General features: G+C 67.9%; 16 protein-coding genes. 2 read left to right on the top strand and 14 right to left on the bottom strand.

What is annotated here, in order from left to right; genetic code table 11:
- The first annotated feature begins 90 nt into the window (after nt 1-90).
- Nucleotides 91-963 carry a LysR family transcriptional regulator gene (locus PSS76_RS06355; RefSeq protein WP_005518276.1) on the top strand — a complete coding sequence of 291 codons (873 nt, stop codon included), beginning with the start codon at nt 91-93 and terminating at the stop codon, nt 961-963.
- Nucleotides 964-1,066: 103 nt separating this feature from the next.
- On the opposite strand, the gene tuf is transcribed toward PSS76_RS06355, so the two are convergent.
- The 7 genes from tuf to PSS76_RS06320 form a co-directional block, all read right to left on the bottom strand.
- Complete coding sequence (gene tuf, locus PSS76_RS06350; protein WP_005518275.1) at nt 1,067-2,257, bottom strand: elongation factor Tu; 1,191 nt, start codon at nt 2,255-2,257, stop codon at nt 1,067-1,069.
- A gap of 89 nt (nt 2,258-2,346) precedes the next feature.
- Nucleotides 2,347-4,449 (bottom strand): elongation factor G, encoded by a 2,103-nt coding sequence (fusA, locus tag PSS76_RS06345; RefSeq protein WP_005518274.1) that lies wholly within the window; start codon nt 4,447-4,449, stop codon nt 2,347-2,349.
- Between the two features lie 151 nt (nt 4,450-4,600).
- Complete coding sequence (rpsG, locus tag PSS76_RS06340) at nt 4,601-5,071, bottom strand: 30S ribosomal protein S7 (protein ID WP_005518273.1); 471 nt, start codon at nt 5,069-5,071, stop codon at nt 4,601-4,603.
- A complete protein-coding gene (gene rpsL, locus PSS76_RS06335; protein ID WP_003937662.1) occupies nt 5,071-5,445 on the bottom strand; it encodes a 30S ribosomal protein S12 in 375 nt (124 codons plus the stop codon). The genes rpsG and rpsL overlap by 1 nt, the downstream gene beginning before the upstream one ends.
- 330 nt (nt 5,446-5,775) lie before the next feature.
- Nucleotides 5,776-6,333 carry a DUF3558 domain-containing protein gene (locus PSS76_RS06330; protein WP_069856953.1) on the bottom strand — a complete coding sequence of 186 codons (558 nt, stop codon included), beginning with the start codon at nt 6,331-6,333 and terminating at the stop codon, nt 5,776-5,778.
- Nucleotides 6,334-6,379: 46 nt separating this feature from the next.
- On the bottom strand, nt 6,380-6,928 hold the full coding sequence (locus PSS76_RS06325) for a DUF3558 domain-containing protein (protein ID WP_221282612.1): 549 nt from the start codon (nt 6,926-6,928) through the stop codon (nt 6,380-6,382).
- A gap of 41 nt (nt 6,929-6,969) precedes the next feature.
- Complete coding sequence (locus PSS76_RS06320; protein ID WP_005518270.1) at nt 6,970-7,584, bottom strand: TetR/AcrR family transcriptional regulator; 615 nt, start codon at nt 7,582-7,584, stop codon at nt 6,970-6,972.
- A 209-nt stretch (nt 7,585-7,793) separates the two neighbouring features.
- On the opposite strand from PSS76_RS06320, the gene PSS76_RS06315 reads away from it, so the two are divergent.
- On the top strand, nt 7,794-7,928 hold the full coding sequence (locus PSS76_RS06315; protein ID WP_005518268.1) for a hypothetical protein: 135 nt from the start codon (nt 7,794-7,796) through the stop codon (nt 7,926-7,928).
- Nucleotides 7,929-7,982: 54 nt separating this feature from the next.
- On the opposite strand, the gene PSS76_RS06310 is transcribed toward PSS76_RS06315, so the two are convergent.
- From PSS76_RS06310 to PSS76_RS06280, 7 genes are read right to left on the bottom strand one after another with little or no spacing between them, the layout of a single operon-like run.
- Complete coding sequence (locus PSS76_RS06310) at nt 7,983-8,771, bottom strand: enoyl-CoA hydratase family protein (protein ID WP_064077199.1); 789 nt, start codon at nt 8,769-8,771, stop codon at nt 7,983-7,985.
- 11 nt (nt 8,772-8,782) lie between these two features.
- Nucleotides 8,783-9,946, bottom strand: coding sequence for an acyl-CoA dehydrogenase family protein (locus PSS76_RS06305; protein ID WP_013416933.1), 1,164 nt, complete (start codon nt 9,944-9,946; stop codon nt 8,783-8,785).
- The gene (locus tag PSS76_RS06300; RefSeq protein ID WP_337456016.1) at nt 9,943-11,952 is read right to left on the bottom strand and encodes an acetyl/propionyl/methylcrotonyl-CoA carboxylase subunit alpha; all 2,010 of its coding nucleotides are present in this window, start codon (nt 11,950-11,952) and stop codon (nt 9,943-9,945) included. The genes PSS76_RS06305 and PSS76_RS06300 overlap by 4 nt, the downstream gene beginning before the upstream one ends.
- Nucleotides 11,953-11,960: 8 nt before the next feature.
- The gene (locus tag PSS76_RS06295; RefSeq protein WP_041674409.1) at nt 11,961-13,559 is read right to left on the bottom strand and encodes an acyl-CoA carboxylase subunit beta; all 1,599 of its coding nucleotides are present in this window, start codon (nt 13,557-13,559) and stop codon (nt 11,961-11,963) included.
- Nucleotides 13,556-14,704: an acyl-CoA dehydrogenase family protein gene (locus tag PSS76_RS06290; RefSeq protein WP_041674410.1), complete on the bottom strand. Its 1,149-nt coding sequence runs from the start codon at nt 14,702-14,704 to the stop codon at nt 13,556-13,558. The genes PSS76_RS06295 and PSS76_RS06290 overlap by 4 nt, the downstream gene beginning before the upstream one ends.
- Nucleotides 14,701-16,452, bottom strand: coding sequence for an acyclic terpene utilization AtuA family protein (locus tag PSS76_RS06285; RefSeq protein WP_337456015.1), 1,752 nt, complete (start codon nt 16,450-16,452; stop codon nt 14,701-14,703). Before PSS76_RS06285 ends, PSS76_RS06290 begins: the two co-directional genes overlap by 4 nt.
- Entirely contained in the window at nt 16,449-17,279 is an 831-nt protein-coding gene (locus PSS76_RS06280; RefSeq protein ID WP_443147369.1) for a TIGR03084 family metal-binding protein, read from the bottom strand. The genes PSS76_RS06285 and PSS76_RS06280 overlap by 4 nt, the downstream gene beginning before the upstream one ends.
- Nucleotides 17,280-17,352 lie beyond the last annotated feature (73 nt).

The following is a 17,352-nucleotide window of genomic DNA, read 5'->3' as shown; positions in this document are numbered from 1 at the left end:
TCGTAGCTACCGAATCCGTCCGTACCAGCCTCGATCACTTCAGACCAGAACGCCAACAGATAGTTCTGCTGACATCTAGAATCCACAGTTATGGAGTTGCGTCAGCTGGAGTACTTCGTCGCGGTCGCCGAGGAAGCCAATTTCACCCGCGCCGCCGCGCGCGTACACGTCAGCCAATCGGGTATCAGCGCACAGATCCGACAGCTCGAGAACGATCTGGGCGCCCCGCTGTTCGACCGCTCGACGCGCGTCGCGGCGCTCACCGTGGCCGGAGAGGCCGCCCTCGCACACGCCCGCGCCGCACTGGCCGCCGCCCGCGCGGTCCGTGACGCCGTCGACGACGTCAACCAACTTGTGCGGGGCCGTCTGGAGGTCGGCATGGTCACCGCCTGCACGGTGACGCCGCTGTTCGACGCCCTGTCCTCGTTCCATCGGGCGCATCCGGGGATCGACGTGAGCCTGAGGGAGGACAACTCCGATCGGCTCGTGGACGACGTCCGCGCCGGCGCCGTCGACCTGGCGCTCGTCGGGGTCGCGGGCGCGGAGCCCGCCGGGCTGCACTCGTTCACCGTCGTGCGCGAGAGACTCGTCGCGGCGGTCCCGGGCAACCATCCGCTGGTCCAGCTGTCGTCGGTGACGCTCGCCGACGTGTGCGCGCATCCACTCGTGACGTTGCCGCCCGGCACCGGCATTCGCACGGTCCTGGACCGGGGGTGTGCGGATCTGAACTGCCGGGCCTCCATCGCCCTGCAGGCCAGCGCCCCCGATGCCGTCGCAGACCTCGCGACGCGCGGGCTGGGCGTGGCGATCCTCAGCGAGTCGATGGCCACGTCGTACCCCGATCTGGCGTCGCGGGTGATCGCCGACGTCGACGTCGAGGCGGTGCTTGCCCTCGTCTGGAGGCCGGAGATCTCGCCTGCTCTGCGCGAGTTGCTCTCGTTCACGAAACGCGCATTCGCCTGACGGGACGGCGTCCCCGCGAAGCCGGGCCCGCACCGGCACCGAAAACGCCGAAGGGCGCCCACTCCCGAAGGAGTGAGCGCCCCAGGCGTCAGTGAGAACTAGCTCACTTGATGATCTTCGTGACGCGACCGGCGCCGACGGTGCGGCCACCCTCACGGATCGCGAAGCGCAGGCCCTCGTCCATGGCGACCGGCTGGATCAGCACGACGGACATCTCGGTGTTGTCACCGGGCATGACCATCTCGGTGCCCTCGGGGAGGGTCACAACGCCCGTCACGTCAGTCGTACGGAAGTAGAACTGCGGACGGTAGTTGTTGAAGAACGGGGTGTGGCGGCCCCCCTCGTCCTTCGACAGGATGTACGCCTGGCCCTCGAACTCCGTGTGGGGAGTCGTGGTGCCCGGCTTGACGACGACCTGGCCGCGCTCGACATCCTCGCGCTTGATGCCACGAACCAGCAGACCGACGTTGTCGCCCGCCTGGCCCTGGTCGAGCAGCTTGCGGAACATCTCGATGCCGGTGACCGTGGTCTTGGTCGACTCGGGGCGGATGCCGACGATCTCGACCTCTTCGTTGACGTTGATCACGCCACGCTCGATGCGGCCGGTGACGACGGTGCCACGACCGGTGATCGTGAAGACGTCCTCGACGGGCATCAGGAACGGCTTGTCGGTCTCACGAACCGGGTCCGGGATGGACTCGTCGACCGCAGCCATCAGATCCTCGATGGACTTGACCCACTTGGCGTCGCCCTCGAGAGCCTTCAGAGCCGAGATCGGGATGACCGGAGCCTCTTCGTCGAACTCCTGGCCGGCCAGCAGCTCGCGGACCTCCATCTCGACGAGCTCGAGGATTTCCTCGTCGTCGACCATGTCGGCCTTGTTCAGGGCGACGAGGATGTAGGGCACGCCGACCTGGCGGGCGAGCAGCACGTGCTCACGCGTCTGGGGCATCGGGCCGTCGGTGGCGGCCACGACCAGGATCGCGCCGTCCATCTGAGCAGCGCCGGTGATCATGTTCTTGATGTAGTCGGCGTGACCCGGGGCATCGACGTGAGCGTAGTGACGCTTCTCCGTCTGGTACTCAACATGCGAGATGTTGATCGTGATGCCGCGAGCCTTCTCCTCGGGAGCCTTGTCGATCTGGTCGAACGCGAAGCTCTCGTTGAGGTCCGGGTACTTGTCAGCGAGCACCTTGGTGATGGCCGCGGTCGTCGTGGTCTTGCCGTGGTCGACGTGACCGATGGTGCCGATGTTCACGTGCGGCTTGGTCCGCTCGAACTTCGCCTTCGCCACTGGATGTCCTCCTGGACTGATTGTGCTTGCGGTATGCAGCAGTGCGGTTGGTTATTACTTTGGTCGTGCTTCGGCCGACGAAACCGAGGTTACTCGCCGGTCGCCTTGGCGATGATTTCCTTCGAGACGTTCGCGGGAACCTCTGCGTAGGAATCGAACACCATGGAGAAGTTCGCGCGACCCTGGGTCTTCGACCGCAGGTCACCGATGTAACCGAACATCTCCGAGAGCGGAACCAGCGCCTTCACGACACGGGCACCACTGCGTTCCTCCATGGCCTGGATCTGGCCACGGCGGGAGTTGAGGTCGCCGATCACTTCACCCATGTAGTCCTCGGGCGTGGTGACCTCGACAGCCATGAGGGGCTCGAGAATGACCGGGCCGGCCTTGCGGGCAGCTTCCTTCAGCGCCTGCGAACCGGCGACCTTGAAGGCCATTTCCGAGGAGTCGACGTCGTGGTACGCGCCGTCGAGCAGGGTCAGCTTCAGGTTCACGAGCGGGTAGCCGGCGAGAACACCGTACTGCATCGCGTCCTGCGCACCGGCGTCGACCGAAGGGATGTACTCGCGCGGAACGCGGCCACCGGAGACCTTGTTCTCGAACTCGTAGCTCGCGCCGTCCTCGCCGACGAAGGGCTCGAGGGCGATGATGACCTTTGCGAACTGGCCCGAACCACCCGTCTGCTTCTTGTGGGTGAACTCGTGCTTCTCGACCGGACGCGTGATCGTCTCGCGGTACGCGACCTGCGGCTTGCCGACGTTGGCCTCGACCTTGAACTCACGACGCATACGGTCGACGAGGATGTCGAGGTGCAGCTCGCCCATGCCGCCGATGACGGTCTGGCCGGTCTCCTCGTCCAGCTCGACCGAGAAGGTCGGGTCCTCTTCCGCGAGCTTCTGGATCGCGGTGCCCAGCTTCTCCTGGTCGGACTTGGTCTTGGGCTCGATCGAGACCTGGATGACCGGATCCGGGAACGTCATCGACTCGAGGACGATCGGGTTCGCCTGGTCGCACAGGGTGTCACCGGTCGTGGTGTCCTTCAGGCCGATCATCGCGTAGATGTGGCCCGCGACGGCCTCGTCGACCGGGTTCTCCTTGTTGGCGTGCATCTGGAAGAGCTTGCCGATGCGCTCCTTCTTGCCCTTGGTCGCGTTGAGGACCTGGGCACCCGGCTCGATACGACCCGAGTAGACGCGCACGAAGGTGAGCTTGCCGAAGAAGGGGTGCGCCGCAATCTTGAAGGCCAGAGCCGAGAACGGCTCCTCCTTGCTGGGCTTGCGGGTCAGCTCCTCTTCCTCGTTGTTCACGGCGTGGCCGTGGACCTCGCCGATGTCCAGCGGGTTCGGGAGGTAGTCGATGACCGCGTCGAGCATGGGCTGAACGCCCTTGTTCTTGAACGCGGAGCCACACAGCACCGGGTACAGCTCGGAGGCGACCGTCATCTTGCGGATGGCGCCCTTGATCTCCTCGACCGTGAGCTCCTCGCCACCGAAGTACTTCTCCATGAGAGCTTCGTCGGACTCGGCAACGGTCTCGAGCAGCTTCTCGCGGTACTCGGCAGCCTTGTCGGCCAGATCCGCGGGGATCTCCTCGATGGTGGGCTCGGCACCGGTCGGGACGACGCCGCGCCACGTGATGGCCTTCATCTCGACGAGGTCGACGACGCCGTCGAAGTCGTCCTCTGCGCCGATCGGCAGCTGGAGAACCAGCGGCTTCGCGCCGAGGCGGTCGATGATGGTCTGCACGGTGAAGTAGAAGTCCGCGCCCATCTTGTCCATCTTGTTGACGAAGCAGATGCGCGGAACGTCGTACTTGGCAGCCTGGCGCCAGACCTGCTCGGACTGGGGCTCGACGCCCTCCTTGCCGTCGAAGACGGCAACGGCGCCGTCGAGGACACGGAGGGAGCGCTCGACCTCCACCGTGAAGTCGACGTGGCCGGGGGTGTCGATGATGTTGATCTGGTTCTTGTTCCAGAAACAGGTCACAGCAGCGGAGGTGATGGTGATACCACGCTCCTTCTCCTGCTCCATCCAGTCGGTGGTCGACGCACCGTCGTGGGTCTCACCGATCTTGTAGTTCACACCGGTGTAGAAGAGGATGCGCTCGGTGGTGGTGGTCTTGCCGGCATCGATGTGCGCCATGATGCCGATGTTGCGGACCTTGTTCAGGTCGGTCAGCACTTCCTGTGCCACAGGATTCTTCCCCGCTCGTTGATCGTGTCGGCCCTTCTGGGGCCACGTCTCTTTTTCTTGTCAGCCGGCCCGGTGACGGAACCGACACAGTAGTGACAACGCCAGGCCGAGGGTTTTCGTGCCCGTAAGGCTCCCTCGGCCTGGCGTGGTATCACCAGCGGTAGTGCGCGAACGCCTTGTTGGCTTCAGCCATCTTGTGGGTGTCCTCGCGACGCTTCACGGAAGCGCCCAGGCCGTTGCTCGCATCCAGAAGCTCGTTGGCGAGACGCTCGACCATGGTCTTCTCACGACGGGCGCGCGAGAAGGTCACCAGCCAGCGCAGCGCCAGCGTGGTGGAACGGCCCGGACGAACCTCGACCGGCACCTGGTAGGTGGCGCCACCGACACGACGGCTGCGGACCTCGAGGGCGGGCTTGACGTTGTCGAGCGCGCGCTTGAGGGTGACGACCGGATCGGTGCCGGTCTTCTCGCGAGCCTGCTCGAGGGCACCGTAGACGATGCGCTCGGCGGTGGACTTCTTACCGTCCAGCAGGATCTTGTTGACGAGCTGGGTGACCAGCGGCGAACCGTAGACCGGATCCGCGACGAGCGGCCGCTTGGGAGCGGGACCCTTACGAGGCATCAGCCCTTCTCCTTCTTCGCGCCGTAGCGGCTACGCGCCTGCTTGCGGTTCTTGACACCCTGGGTGTCGAGCGAGCCGCGGATGATCTTGTAGCGCACACCCGGGAGGTCCTTCACACGACCGCCGCGGACGAGCACCATCGAGTGCTCCTGCAGGTTGTGGCCCTCACCCGGGATGTAAGCGGTGACCTCGACGGAGCTGGTCAGGCGCACACGGGCGACCTTTCGCAGCGCGGAGTTCGGCTTCTTCGGGGTGGTGGTGTACACGCGAGTGCACACGCCACGGCGCTGCGGGCTGCCCTTCAGGGCCGCGGTCTTGACCTTGGCGGCCTTGTCGCGGCGGCCCTTGCGGACCAGCTGGTTGATGGTTGGCATGTACCGGCTTTCTTTCTTCGGTTCCAGACTGCTCAGTCGAGCAACCCTGGCTGTTCTGAAATCAGGGATCCATCGGTTGGGGCAAGGAAGCAACTGCCCCGCACCCATCCTCGTGCACACGAGGTCGGGCGTGTCGCGTACCCCCACACAGGCAGCCGGATGCTCGCACCTGCAGAAACCGCAGAATCACGTGCACGGCAATGCCCCGCATAGGCACACAGATCGGCCCGATCACGCCGGAGAGGAGCCCTGTGGAGCGACCCCAGCGGTCGGACACGACCCCCAACGATACCCGGCGGCGCTGTTGGAGGTCAAAGTGGGTCGGACATGCTATGCCGCGAGGTCCAGCGTGGACTCGACCAGCGTCGATGCGGCCTCACACGGATCGGCCCCGTCCCCGCCCGGGTACTGGACCCACCATCCGACCACACCACCGGCCGGGAAGCCGGCCGTGATGCCGCAACTGCCGGGGTCGGCAGGAGTCCGCGCGAGCACTGCGCGCCGGCCGCCGACGGTGACGTCCTCGACCTCGTAGCCGAGCTGTTCGGACGTCCGCTTCTCGACCGCGAGCGTTCCCGTCTCGAACCAGTTGAACGTCACCCGCGCCGGGCCGGTGGCCCCGTTCACGGTCCAGCGGCAGATCGCGCCCAGGAAGCCGCGCTCGATCGCCTCCCCACCGACGATCTCGGCGATCCGGTCCGGCGCGACGACGTCGCACTCGGTGAGCAGGGACGCGTAGTTCGACGAGTCCCCGGCGCCGAAGCCCTGCGGCACGGCGGTGCCCGTCACGGACTCGGCGCATCCGCCCAGGAACAGGATCACCGCCGACGCGACGCCCGCGGTTCGCACGAGGCGGCCGAATCGCGCCACCTCCCCGACTCTCGACATCTCGGCTCCCGGCATCTCGGCTCCCGGCATCCCGGCTCGCTGCATCTCACTGCCCCCTTGCCACGGTCAGCTCGGCGAGACGGCGGGCCGCGACACACGGATCATCGGTGGGATCGGTTTTGCCGTACGAGATCGACCAGTGCACGAAGTCGTCGCCGAACTGCACCCCCAGTTCGCACAGTCGGCTCGACAGCGACGACTCGAACCCGGGGTGTCCGCCGATCTCGATGTCCACTGCGGGACGCCCGATCATCTCGCTGCCCGCCCGCTCGCGTCCGATCGGGCTGCCGCGATACCAGGAGAAGGCGAAGTGCGGCGCGTTTCGATCCTGGTCGGGCGACGTCTGCCATTCGCAGCCGACGGAGTTCCGGACCACGCCGGCGAAACCGGGGACCCCCACCGCCTCGGCCACCTCCTCGTCGGTGACCGAACCGCATTCACCGAAGAAGGGCCCGGAGCCGGCCGCCCCGGATTCCGTCGCGCGGGACTCGTCGGCCGAGTCACCTGGGCTGCAGCCGGCGCCGACCAGCGCAGCCGTCACGAGAACCACAACCGGCCATCCCAGCCTTCTCGCCGCCAGCCTGCTCGCCGCCATGACGCGGAACTGTACCGGCCTCGCCTCGCCGGCAGCGGTGCTCACACCACCGAATCGGTCGCCCCGAGCGGCGCGAGCGCGGCGTCCAGTTGCGCGGCCCAACTGCTCACGATGTCGGCGCGGCGGCGGGAGTCGTCGGTGAGCACATCGGCCAGGCCGAGTCCGCGGGCGAGGTCGAGGGTGGCCTGGACGAGTCGGCGTACCGCGGGGTCCGAGTCGTCGACACCGAGGCTCTCGACGGCCGTGCGATGCGCGATGCGCCCGAAGCGCTCCTCGAGCGGCAGCACGCGATCCCGCAATTCCGGGTCGGCGGCCGCCGCGGTCCACACCTGGAGGGCGGCCTTGAACAGCGTGCCGGTGTAGTAGTCGACGAGGCGCGCGACGACCGCCTCGGTCCGCCCCTCCCCCGTCGGCAATTCGGTGACTTCGCGGCGTGCCTGCTCCATCCGGCTGTCGAACATGAACTCGAGCGCGGCGGTGATGAGGTCCTCCCGCGTCGGGAAGTGGTGCTGCGCGGCTCCGCGGGACACCCCGGCGCGCTGCGCGACGACTGCGACGGTGGTGGCCGACCAGCCGAACTCGGCCAGGCAGTCGACGGTGGCTTCCAGGAGCCGGTGCCGTGTCAGTCGGCTCCGATCCTGTTGTGGTGCGCGCATCGGCGTGGTCCTCTCCGGTGTCTTCCGGCGTCGTGCGGGGTGCGTAGCCCACCTCGTGAGTGGGCGGTCGCGGACATTCAAGTAAACACTGCGCTAGTTAGGGTAACCTTCGTCACATTCGCATTGCGGAAGGGTCTCGGGCACGTTACTAATTCTCCTTAGGGAAGGTTTACCTACCTTCCGAATCGCATCGATCCCAAGGAGACCTCATGTCCTCTGCCGAGCTCATTCCCGTTGCCGACTTCCTCGTCGATTTCGTCGGTGCCGCCGGTGACTTCTTCTCCGGCCTCAGCTTCTTCCTGGGCTCGCTCGACGCGGTCTCGGCGCTCTTCCCGGCTGCCTGAGCCGACCTGCCGGACGGCGCCCGTTCCCGCCAGGGGACGGGCGCCGTCCGCGTCTCAGCCTCCGGCCGCCCACGACGGCTGCCGCTTCTGCAGGAACGCCGTCACACCCTCGATGGCCTCCGGACTGCCGAACAGCCGAGCCGACTGCGCCGCAAGGGATTCCCCGAACGTGTCGAAGTCCGCGAGCACCTTCGCGGTGGTGAGCTTCTTGGATTCCGCCAACCCCTGCGGTGAGCACTTGCGCAGCGTCTCGATCAAGTCCTGCACCGCCTCCCCGGAGTCCTGCACCGCTTCGCTGATCAACCCGATCGCCTCGGCCTCGTGTGGGCCGAACTTCTCACCGGTCAGGAAGTACCGGCCGGCCGCGCGCGAGGTGAGCCTGGGAACGACCGTCAGCGAGATGATCGACGCGGCGAGACCCAACCGAGCCTCCGTCAGCGCAAAGGTGCTGTCCGGCCCCGCGACGACGATGTCACACGCGCCCACGAGCCCCATTCCGCCGGCGCGCACGTGGCCGTCCACCCGCGCGATGACCGGTTTCGGCAGCTCGAGGATCGCCCGCAACAGCTCCGTCATCTGGCGGGTCCGCTCCGCCGCGAGCTCGTCGGGGCTCGCGTCGGCGCCGGCCGCACTCGCTTCCGAGAGATCGGCGCCCGCGCAGAAGGTTCCGCCCGTGTGAGCGAGAACGACGGTGCGCACCCCGTCATCGACCTGTGCGTCGGTGAGCCCTTGGCGCAACTGCCCCACGAGCGTGCTGGATATCGCGTTGCGATTGTGTGGCGAGTCGAGCGTGAGCGTCGCGACACCGTCAGCGACTTCGTAGCGAACTTGTCGATTCGTCATCTGCAGCTTCCTCAGTACGACTTGGGTAGGCCCAGGGAGTGCTGGGCGACGAAGTTGAGGATCATTTCGCGGCTGACCGGCGCGACCCGCCCGATGCGCGCGGCGCCGAGCATCGCCGCGAGGCCGTACTCCTTGGTGAGTCCGCCACCGCCGTGCGTCTGAATGGCCTGGTCGAGCGTCTTGATAGCGGCCTCGGCGGCCGCGTACTTGGCCATGTTCGCGGCCTCGGCGGCCCCGAAGTCGTCGCCGCTGTCGTAGAGCGTCGCGGCCTTCTGCATCATCAGCTTCGCCAACTCCAGCTCGATCTTGCACTGTGCGAGCGGGTGGGCGAGTCCCTGGTGTGCGCCGATCGGCGTCTTCCAGACCGTGCGCTCCTTCGCGAACTTCACCCCGGCCTCGAGGGCCCAGCGTCCCATGCCGATCGCCATCGCCGCACCGAGAATGCGTTCGGGATTGAGGCCCGCGAACAGCTGCATCAGTGCAGCGTCCTCGGAACCGACCAGCGCATCCGCCGGGAGCCGCACGTCGTCGAGGAACAGCGTGAACTGGTGATCGGGCTCGATGATGTCCATCTCCATCGGCTGCGCGACGAAGTTCTCGGCATCGGTGGGAACGATGAAGAGAGCCGGCTTCAACTTGCCGGTCCGGTGGTCCTCGGTCCGCGCGACGACGAGCACGGCGTCGGCCTGGTCGACCCCCGAGATGTAGACCTTGTTGCCGCGCAGGATCCAGTCGTCGCCGTCCCTGCGCGCCGTGGTGGTGATCTGATGCGAGTTGGAGCCGGCGTCGGGTTCGGTGATCCCGAAAGCCATGATCTTCGAACCGTCGGCGAGCGCGGTGAGCCACTCCTGCTTCTGGGCATCGGTGCCGTACTTGCCGATGATCGTGCCGCAGATCGCGGGCGAGACGACCACCAGCAACAGCCCGGCGCCCTGCGCGGCGAGTTCCTCCTGCACGAGGGCCAGTTCGTAGATGCCCGCTCCCCCGCCGCCGTACTCTTCCGGCAGGTTCACGCCGAGGAAACCGAGTTTGCCAGCCTCGGTCCACAGTTCCGTGAGCGGTTCGCCCTTGCGCGCCTTGGGCAGCACGTAGTCGACGTAGTTGAAGCGCTGCGCGAGCTTGGACACAGCGGCCCGCAGTTCCTTCTGCTCGTCGGTTTCGATGAAGCTGCTCATGCGGACTCTCCTTCTGCGCCGGCCTCGTTCGACACCGGGGCTTCCACTACTGCGAGAACGGAACCGACGTCCACCTGCTGGCCGACGACGACGGGTAGTTCGGTGAGCACACCGGATACGGGAGCCTTGACGGTGTGCTCCATCTTCATGGCCTCGAGCCACAGGATCGGCTGTCCGGCCTCCACGAGGTCCCCCTCGGCGGCCCCCAGCCGGATCACCGCGCCGGGCATCGGCGCGAGCAGCGAGCCCTCCGCGACGACGGTCGACGGGTCGACGAAGCGCGGAATCACGGTGAGCGACACCGGTCCGAGCGGCGAGTCGACGCAGACGGTGTCGCCGTAGCGTGCGACGTCGAAGCGTCGCTGCAGACCCGCGACGTCGAGCACGACGTGGTCGGGTGCCGACGAGACCAGCGCCACGTCGTCGAATCCGTCGGCTCGCAGACCGGACCGGGTCAGCAGGTAGCGGACGTCGTGGTCGCCGTGGATTCCGCTGTACCGCTTGACCTGCGGCTGCGACGGTAGGTTCCGCCACCCGCTCGGCAGTCCACCGACGACGGGTGCCGTGCTCCGGTTCGCAGCGGCGTCGGCCAGCGCCGCGGCCAACGCGGACAGCGACTCGGCCCTCTCGTCGGCCAGCGGCCGCGCCAGGGCTTCGAGCCCGTGGGTGTCGAAGAACGCCGTGTCGGTGTCGCCCGCGAGGAAGGCGGGGTGGCGCAGGACGTTGACGAGCAGGTCGCGGTTGGTCCGCAGGCCGTGCAGGCGGGTGCGGGCCAGCGCGGACGCGAGAACCTGGGCGGCCTGCGTCCGCGTGGACGCGTACGAGATCACCTTCGCCAGCATCGGATCGTAGAAGACGCTCACCACGGAGCCGTCCTCGACTCCCGAGTCGAGGCGCACCCCGGTTCGCGCGAGCAGGTCGAATTCGACAGTGCCGCCGGGAAGTTCGATTCGTTCGACGGTGCCACTCTGCGGCCGCCAGTTGTGTGCGGGGTCCTCGGCGTACAGCCGAACCTCGATCGAGTGACCACGGATCGCCGGCGGTTCTGCCGGCAGTGCCACCCCGGACGCCACCTGCAACTGCAGCTCGACGAGGTCGAGTCCCGTGGTGCACTCGGTGACCGGGTGCTCCACCTGCAGACGGGTGTTCATCTCCAGGAAGAAGAAGTCCCCGGCTTCGTCGGCGAGGAATTCGACGGTGCCGGCACCCTCGTAGCCGATCGCGTTCGCCGCCAGGCGGGCCGCCTCGAACAACTTCGCGCGCATGGCGGGAATGCGTTCGACGAGCGGCGACGGCGTCTCCTCGACCACCTTCTGGTGACGACGCTGGATCGAGCATTCCCGCTCGCCGACAGCCCACACCGTGCCGTGCCGGTCGGCCATCACCTGGACCTCGATGTGTCGTCCCGTCTCGAGATAGCGCTCGCAGAACACCGTCGGGTCCCCGAACGCCGACTGCGCCTCGCGGCGGGCCGCCTCGAGTTCGCGGGGCAGCGCCGACAGCTCACGAACCACGCGCATGCCACGTCCGCCGCCACCGGCGGACGCCTTGACGAGCACCGGCAGATCGGCCTCGGTCACGGCGCCGGGATCGAGTTCCGCCAGCACCGGTACCCCGGCCTCGGCCATGATTCGCTTGGACTCGACCTTCGAGCCCATCAACTCGATCGACTTGACGGGTGGACCGATCCAGGTGAGACCCGCGGCCTCCACGGCCTGCGCGAAGTCTGCGTTCTCGGAGAGGAATCCGTAGCCGGGATGGACGGCATCGGCTCCCGCCGCGTGTGCCGCGGCGATGAGAGCGTCGGCGCGCAGGTACGTCTCGGACGGTGTCGCGCCCGGCAACCGGACCGCGGCGTCCGCCTCGGCGACGTGCGGACTCGCGGAGTCCGGGTCGGAGAAGACCGCGACGGTGCCGACGCCGGCGCGCCGGCACGTCGCGAACACCCGTCGGGCGATCTCGCCGCGATTGGCTACCAACACGGAAGTGATGTCGGAAGTAGTCACAGTCGGCCTCACATCCGGAAGACACCGAAGTTCTCGGTGCCCTCGATCGGGGCGGTGGCGATGGCCGACAGGCACATCCCCACCACCGTGCGGGTGTCGCGGGGGTCGATGACGCCGTCGTCGTAGAGGCGCCCGGAGAGGAACATCGGCAGCGACTCGGCCTCGATCTGGTTCTCGATCATCGCGCGCATGCCGGCGTCGGCTTCCTCGTCGAACGCTTGCCCGCGGGCCTCCGCCGCGGCGCGGCCGACGATCGAGATGACGCCCGCCAACTGGGCGCCGCCCATCACCGCGGACTTGGAACTGGGCCATGCGAACAGGAAGCGAGGATCGAACGCACGCCCACACATGCCGTAGTGGCCGGCGCCGTACGACGCTCCGAGCAGGATCGAGATGTGCGGCACCGTCGAGTTGGCGACCGCGTTGATCATCATCGATCCGTGCTTGATCATGCCGCCCTCCTCGTACTCTCTACCCACCATGTATCCGGTGGTGTTGTGCAGGAACAGAAGTGGCGTGTTCGACCGGTTCGCGAGCTGGATGAACTGGGTGGCCTTCTGCGACTCCTCGCTGAACAGCACGCCGCGCGCGTTGGCGAGGATGCCGATCGGGTAGCCGTGCAGTGCGGCCCAACCCGTCACGAGCGACGACCCGTACATCGGTTTGAACTCGTCGAAGTCCGAACCGTCGACGATGCGCGCGATCACCTCGCGTGGATCGAACGGGATCTTCAGATCCGACGGGACGATGCCGATCAGTTCCTCGGGATCCTCGAGTGGCTCGATCACCTCGGCCCGCGGCGCCGGCCCCTCCTTACGCCAGTTGAGCCGGCGGACGATGCTGCGGCCGATCCGGATCGCATCCTGCTCGTCCTGGGCGAAGTAGTCGGCCAGACCCGATGTCCGCGCGTGCATCTCGGCGCCGCCGAGGGCTTCGTCGTCGGACTCCTCACCGGTTGCCATCTTCACCAGCGGCGGTCCGGCAAGGAACACCTTCGACCGTTCCTTGATCATCACGACGTGGTCGGACATGCCGGGGATGTAGGCGCCGCCGGCGGTGGAGTTGCCGAACACGAGCGCGATGGTGGGGATCCCGGCCGCCGACAGCTTCGTCAGGTCGCGGAACATCCGCCCGCCCGGGATGAACACCTCCTTCTGCGTCGGCAGGTCGGCGCCGCCGGACTCGACGAGCGAGATCACCGGCAACCGGTTCTGGACGGCGATGTCGTTGGCGCGGAAGCCCTTCTTGAGCGTCCACGGGTTGGACGTGCCACCCCGCACCGTGGGGTCGTTCGCGACGATGAGGCATTCGACGCCGCTGACGACGCCGATACCGACGATCGTCGACGCGCCCACCGGGAACTCGGTGCCCCATGCGGCGAGGGGGGACAGTTCGAGGAACGGCGAGTCCGGGTCGATCAGCAGCTCGATGCGCTCGCGTGCCAGCAGCTTGCCCCGCTTGTGGTGCCGCTCGACGTACTTCTCACCGCCTCCCGCGAGGGCCTTCGCATGCTCTACCTCGAGTTCGGCGAGCTTGGCCGTCATCGACTCGGCCGCCGCCGCGTACTCGGCCGACTTCGTGTCCAGAGCCGATTTCAGAATCGTCACGACTGATACCCCAATCGCTTGGCCGCCAACGAGGTCAGGATCTCCGTGGTCCCGCCCCCGATACCCAGAATGCGCATGTCCCGGTACTGCCTCTCCACTTCGCTCTCCGCCATGTACCCCATGCCGCCGAACAACTGCACGGCCTGATTCGCCACCCATTCACCGGCCTCGACGGCCGTGTTCTTCGCGAAGCACACCTCGGCGACGAAGTCCTCGTTCGAGACGAGCGAACGTTCGACGAGCGTGCGGGTGTAGACGCGAGCGACATCGACGCGCCGCGTCATCTCGGTGACCGTGTTCTGCACCGCCTGCCGCGAGATCAGCGGTCGCCCGAAGGTCTCGCGATCGCGGCACCACTGCAGCGTCAGGTCCAGGCAGCGCTGCGCACTCGCGTACGCCTGCGCCGCCAGAGCGATGCGTTCGGTCAGGAACGCCTGCGCGATCTGCGCGAACCCCGAGTTCTCCTCACCCACCAGGTTCTCCACCGGAACCCGGGCATCGACGAAGGACAACTCCGCGGTGTCCGACGCGCGCCAGCCCATCTTGTCCAGCTTGCGGGCCACCTCGAATCCCGGCGTGCCCTTCTCGATCACGAGCAGCGACACCCCGCCCGCGCCGGGGCCGCCGGTCCGCACCGCGGTCACGACGAAATCGGCGCGTACCGCCGACGTGATGAACGTCTTGGCGCCGTTGACGACGTAGTGGTCGCCGTCGCGGATCGCGGTGGTCCGCAGGTGTCCGACGTCGGAGCCGCCGCCCGGTTCGGTGATGGCGAGCGAACCGATCTTCTCGCCGGCCAGGGTGGGGCGCACCCAGCGCTCGATCTGTCGGGGGTCACCGGCCGCGATCAGGTGCGGCAGTGCGATGCCGCACGTGAACAGCGACGCGAACAGGCCACCGGACGCGCCGGCCTGGTGCATCTCCTCGCAGATCACCACCGCGTCCACCAGGTCGCCGCCGTCGCCGCCGACCTCCTCGGGGAAGCCCGCGCCGAGCAGTCCGAGCGCCGCGGCCCCACGGTGCAGCTCGCGCGGGATCTCGCCGTCGCGCTCCCAGTCGCCCAGGTGCGGGAGGATCTCCTGCTCGACGAAGCCGCGGACCGTCTTGCGGAGCTGTTGTCGCTCCGGGGTGTCCCACACACTCATGCGTGTCCTTCCTGAAGTTCGTCGGCGTACTCGGGGACCAGGCCGATGGGAATGTCGATGTGCCGCGAGCGCAGCCACTCGCCGAGCCCCTTGGCCTGCGGGTCGAAGCGGGCCTGGGACGCCACGCCGCGGCCGAGGATGCCCTCGATCACGAAGTTGACGGCCCGCAGGTGCGGCAGCACGTGCCGCGTGACCGCGAGCGACTTCGCCTCGGGCAGCATCCTTTTCACCTCGTCGACGGTGAGCGCGTGCACGAGCCACCGCCACTGCTCGTCGGTACGCACCCACACCCCGACGTTCGCGTTGCCACCCTTGTCGCCGCTGCGGGCCGCCGCGACCGTGCCGAGCGGAACCGTGACCGTGTCGTCGCCCGCGAGTGGTTGCGGCAGCGCGGGTTCCGGCACGTCCTCGAGCACTCGGGTAACGGCGCTCGGAGCGATGGCGACACGTGTGCCGTCCGGCAGTACCGCGACGTGCGGCACCTCGCCGGCGTCGACGTAGCCGGGGGTGAACACCGCGTACGGCTGACCGTTCGACGGCGGGGCGGTGAGCGTGAAGCCCGGGTAGCTCGCGAGCGCCAGCTCGACGGCCACCGACGAGAACGCCCGTCCCACGACGTTCGGGTCGGTGTCCCGCACCGTGCAGCGCAGCAGCGCGCTCGCCGCCTCCTCGGTGTCGGCGTCCGGGTGGTCCGTGCGGGCCAGGGTCCAGTCGAGTTCCTGCGGCTTGTCCACGAGCCACGAGTTCATCTGCCGCCGAACCAGTTCGGCCTTGGCCTCGATGTCGAGTCCGGTGAGCACGAACGTCGCCTCGTTACGGAAACCGGCGAGCGCGTTGAGCGACACCTTGTACTGCGGCGGCGGAGCCTCTCCGGTGACGCCGGAGATGCGGACGCGGTCGGGGCCGTCGCCGGTGAGGACCGCCGAGTCCATGCGCGCGGTGACGTCGGGGTTGGCGTAGCGGCCGCCGGTGATCTCGTACAGCAACTGAGCGGTGACGGTGTCGACGGTCACCGCTCCCCCGGTGCCCGGATGCTTGGTGATGACGGACGAGCCGTCGTCCGCGATCTCGGCGATCGGGAAGCCGGGGCGGCCGAGGTCGGGGATCTCGGTGAACCACGAGTAGTTTCCGCCGGTGGCCTGGGTGCCGCACTCGATGACGTGGCCGGCGACGACGGCGCCCGCGAGACGATCGAAATCGTCTCGCGCCCAGCCGAAGTGCGCCGCCGCGGGTCCCACGATCACCGATGCGTCGGTGACCCGGCCGGTGACGACGACGTCGGCGCCCGCGTCCAGGCACCGGGCGATGCCCCACGCCCCGAGGTAGGCGTTCGCCGTCAGCGGCGTCTCCGGTCCGGCCTGCCGGTCGAGCCCGAGTTCGGCTACCCGCGCGATGAGATCGTCGCCCTCGACGTGGGCGATCCGCGCATTCAGTCCCAGTCGGTCGTTCACCTCGCGCAGCGCGTCGGCGAGGCCGCTGGGATTGAGCCCGCCGGCGTTGGTCACGATCTTCACGCCGCGGTCGAGAGCGAGCCCCAGACAGTCCTCGGCCTGCCGCAGAAACGTCTTGGCGTAGCCGCGCGCCGGGTCCTTCGTCCGGTCCCGCCCGAGGATCAGCATCGTCAGCTCGGCGAGGTAGTCGCCGGTCAGGTAGTCCAGCTCACCGCCCTCGAGCATCTCGCGCATCGCCGAGATCCGGTCGCCGTAGAAGCCGGAACAGTTGCCGATGCGCACCGTGGACGCCGTCATCGGGCCGCCTCCGTCCGAGTGGGTTCACGGCCCGCGCCGGGCGGTCCGGCGAAGGCCTGGGCGATGTCGAGCCAGCGGCGGGCGTCGTCGCCCGTGGCCCGCAGTGCGGTGTCCCGGCGGTGCACCCGCTGCGTGACGAGCAGACAGAAGTCCTCGGCCGGGCCGGTCACGCGCTGCGGGGCGTCGTCCGGACCCCACCCCCACGTCCCACCGTCCGGCGCAACCAACTCCACCCGGAACTCCTCGGTGGGCGGCGTGATCTCGTTGACGCTGTACGCGAAGTCCCGCGTACGCACCCCCAGCCGCGCGATGTGTTCGAGCCGGTCCGTCGACTCCGCCGCCACACCGAGCGCCGCGGCGACGTCGCGGCCGTGCGCCCATGTCTCCATCAGCCGCGCGGTCGCCATCGAGGCCGCACTCATCGGCGGCCCGTACCACGGCAGCTTGGTGCCGGGCGGAACGTCTCGCAGGATCTGTGCGAGTCGCGCACGGCACTCGCGCCAGTCGGCCAGCAGTTCCCGGGGCGGACGCTGCGCCTCGGCCTCGGCACCCTCGTCCACGAAGCCGTACGGGTTCTTCCACGCGTCGGCGAGCTGGGCGGTGAAGGCGTCCTCGTCGGTGGCCGCCAGCAGCGCGGCCCGGTCGGTCCAGGCGAGATGGCCGATCTGGTGTGCGACGGTCCAACCCTCCGCCGGCGTGGCCACCGCCCACTTCTCGTCCGGCAGATCGGCGACCAGCGCATCGAGTGCCGCGCCCTCCGCACACAGGTCGTCGACGATCTTGTTCAGGTCAGCCACATACCCCTCCTCGAATGCTGAGATCAGCATCACACCGAGGTGAGTAAAAATCAAGCATGAATGATTGTTTAGCGGTGACGGCATGTCGGCGCTGATGTGCGGT

Source organism: Prescottella sp. D32, assembly GCF_037287305.1.
Taxonomy (GTDB): Bacteria; Actinomycetota; Actinomycetes; order Mycobacteriales; family Mycobacteriaceae; genus Prescottella; species Prescottella equi.
Note: the sequence above shows the minus strand (reverse complement) of the source record. Positions and strands in the feature narration are given on the sequence as shown.

Bases quoted from the DNA above. Each gene is read 5' to 3' on its own strand.
- PSS76_RS06355 (WP_005518276.1), top strand. From the start codon at position 91: ATGGAGTTGCGTCAGCTGGAGTACTTCGTCGCGGTCGCCGAGGAAGCC.
- rpsG (WP_005518273.1), bottom strand. From the start codon at position 5,071: ATGCCTCGTAAGGGTCCCGCTCCCAAGCGGCCGCTCGTCGCGGATCCG.
- rpsL (WP_003937662.1), bottom strand. From the start codon at position 5,445: ATGCCAACCATCAACCAGCTGGTCCGCAAGGGCCGCCGCGACAAGGCC.
- PSS76_RS06330 (WP_069856953.1), bottom strand. From the start codon at position 6,333: ATGTCGAGAGTCGGGGAGGTGGCGCGATTCGGCCGCCTCGTGCGAACC.
- PSS76_RS06325 (WP_221282612.1), bottom strand. From the start codon at position 6,928: ATGGCGGCGAGCAGGCTGGCGGCGAGAAGGCTGGGATGGCCGGTTGTG.
- PSS76_RS06320 (WP_005518270.1), bottom strand. From the start codon at position 7,584: ATGCGCGCACCACAACAGGATCGGAGCCGACTGACACGGCACCGGCTC.
- PSS76_RS06315 (WP_005518268.1), top strand. From the start codon at position 7,794: ATGTCCTCTGCCGAGCTCATTCCCGTTGCCGACTTCCTCGTCGATTTC.
- PSS76_RS06310 (WP_064077199.1), bottom strand. From the start codon at position 8,771: ATGACGAATCGACAAGTTCGCTACGAAGTCGCTGACGGTGTCGCGACG.
- PSS76_RS06305 (WP_013416933.1), bottom strand. From the start codon at position 9,946: ATGAGCAGCTTCATCGAAACCGACGAGCAGAAGGAACTGCGGGCCGCT.
- PSS76_RS06290 (WP_041674410.1), bottom strand. From the start codon at position 14,704: ATGAGTGTGTGGGACACCCCGGAGCGACAACAGCTCCGCAAGACGGTC.
- PSS76_RS06285 (WP_337456015.1), bottom strand. From the start codon at position 16,452: ATGACGGCGTCCACGGTGCGCATCGGCAACTGTTCCGGCTTCTACGGC.
- PSS76_RS06280 (WP_443147369.1), bottom strand. From the start codon at position 17,279: ATGCTGATCTCAGCATTCGAGGAGGGGTATGTGGCTGACCTGAACAAG.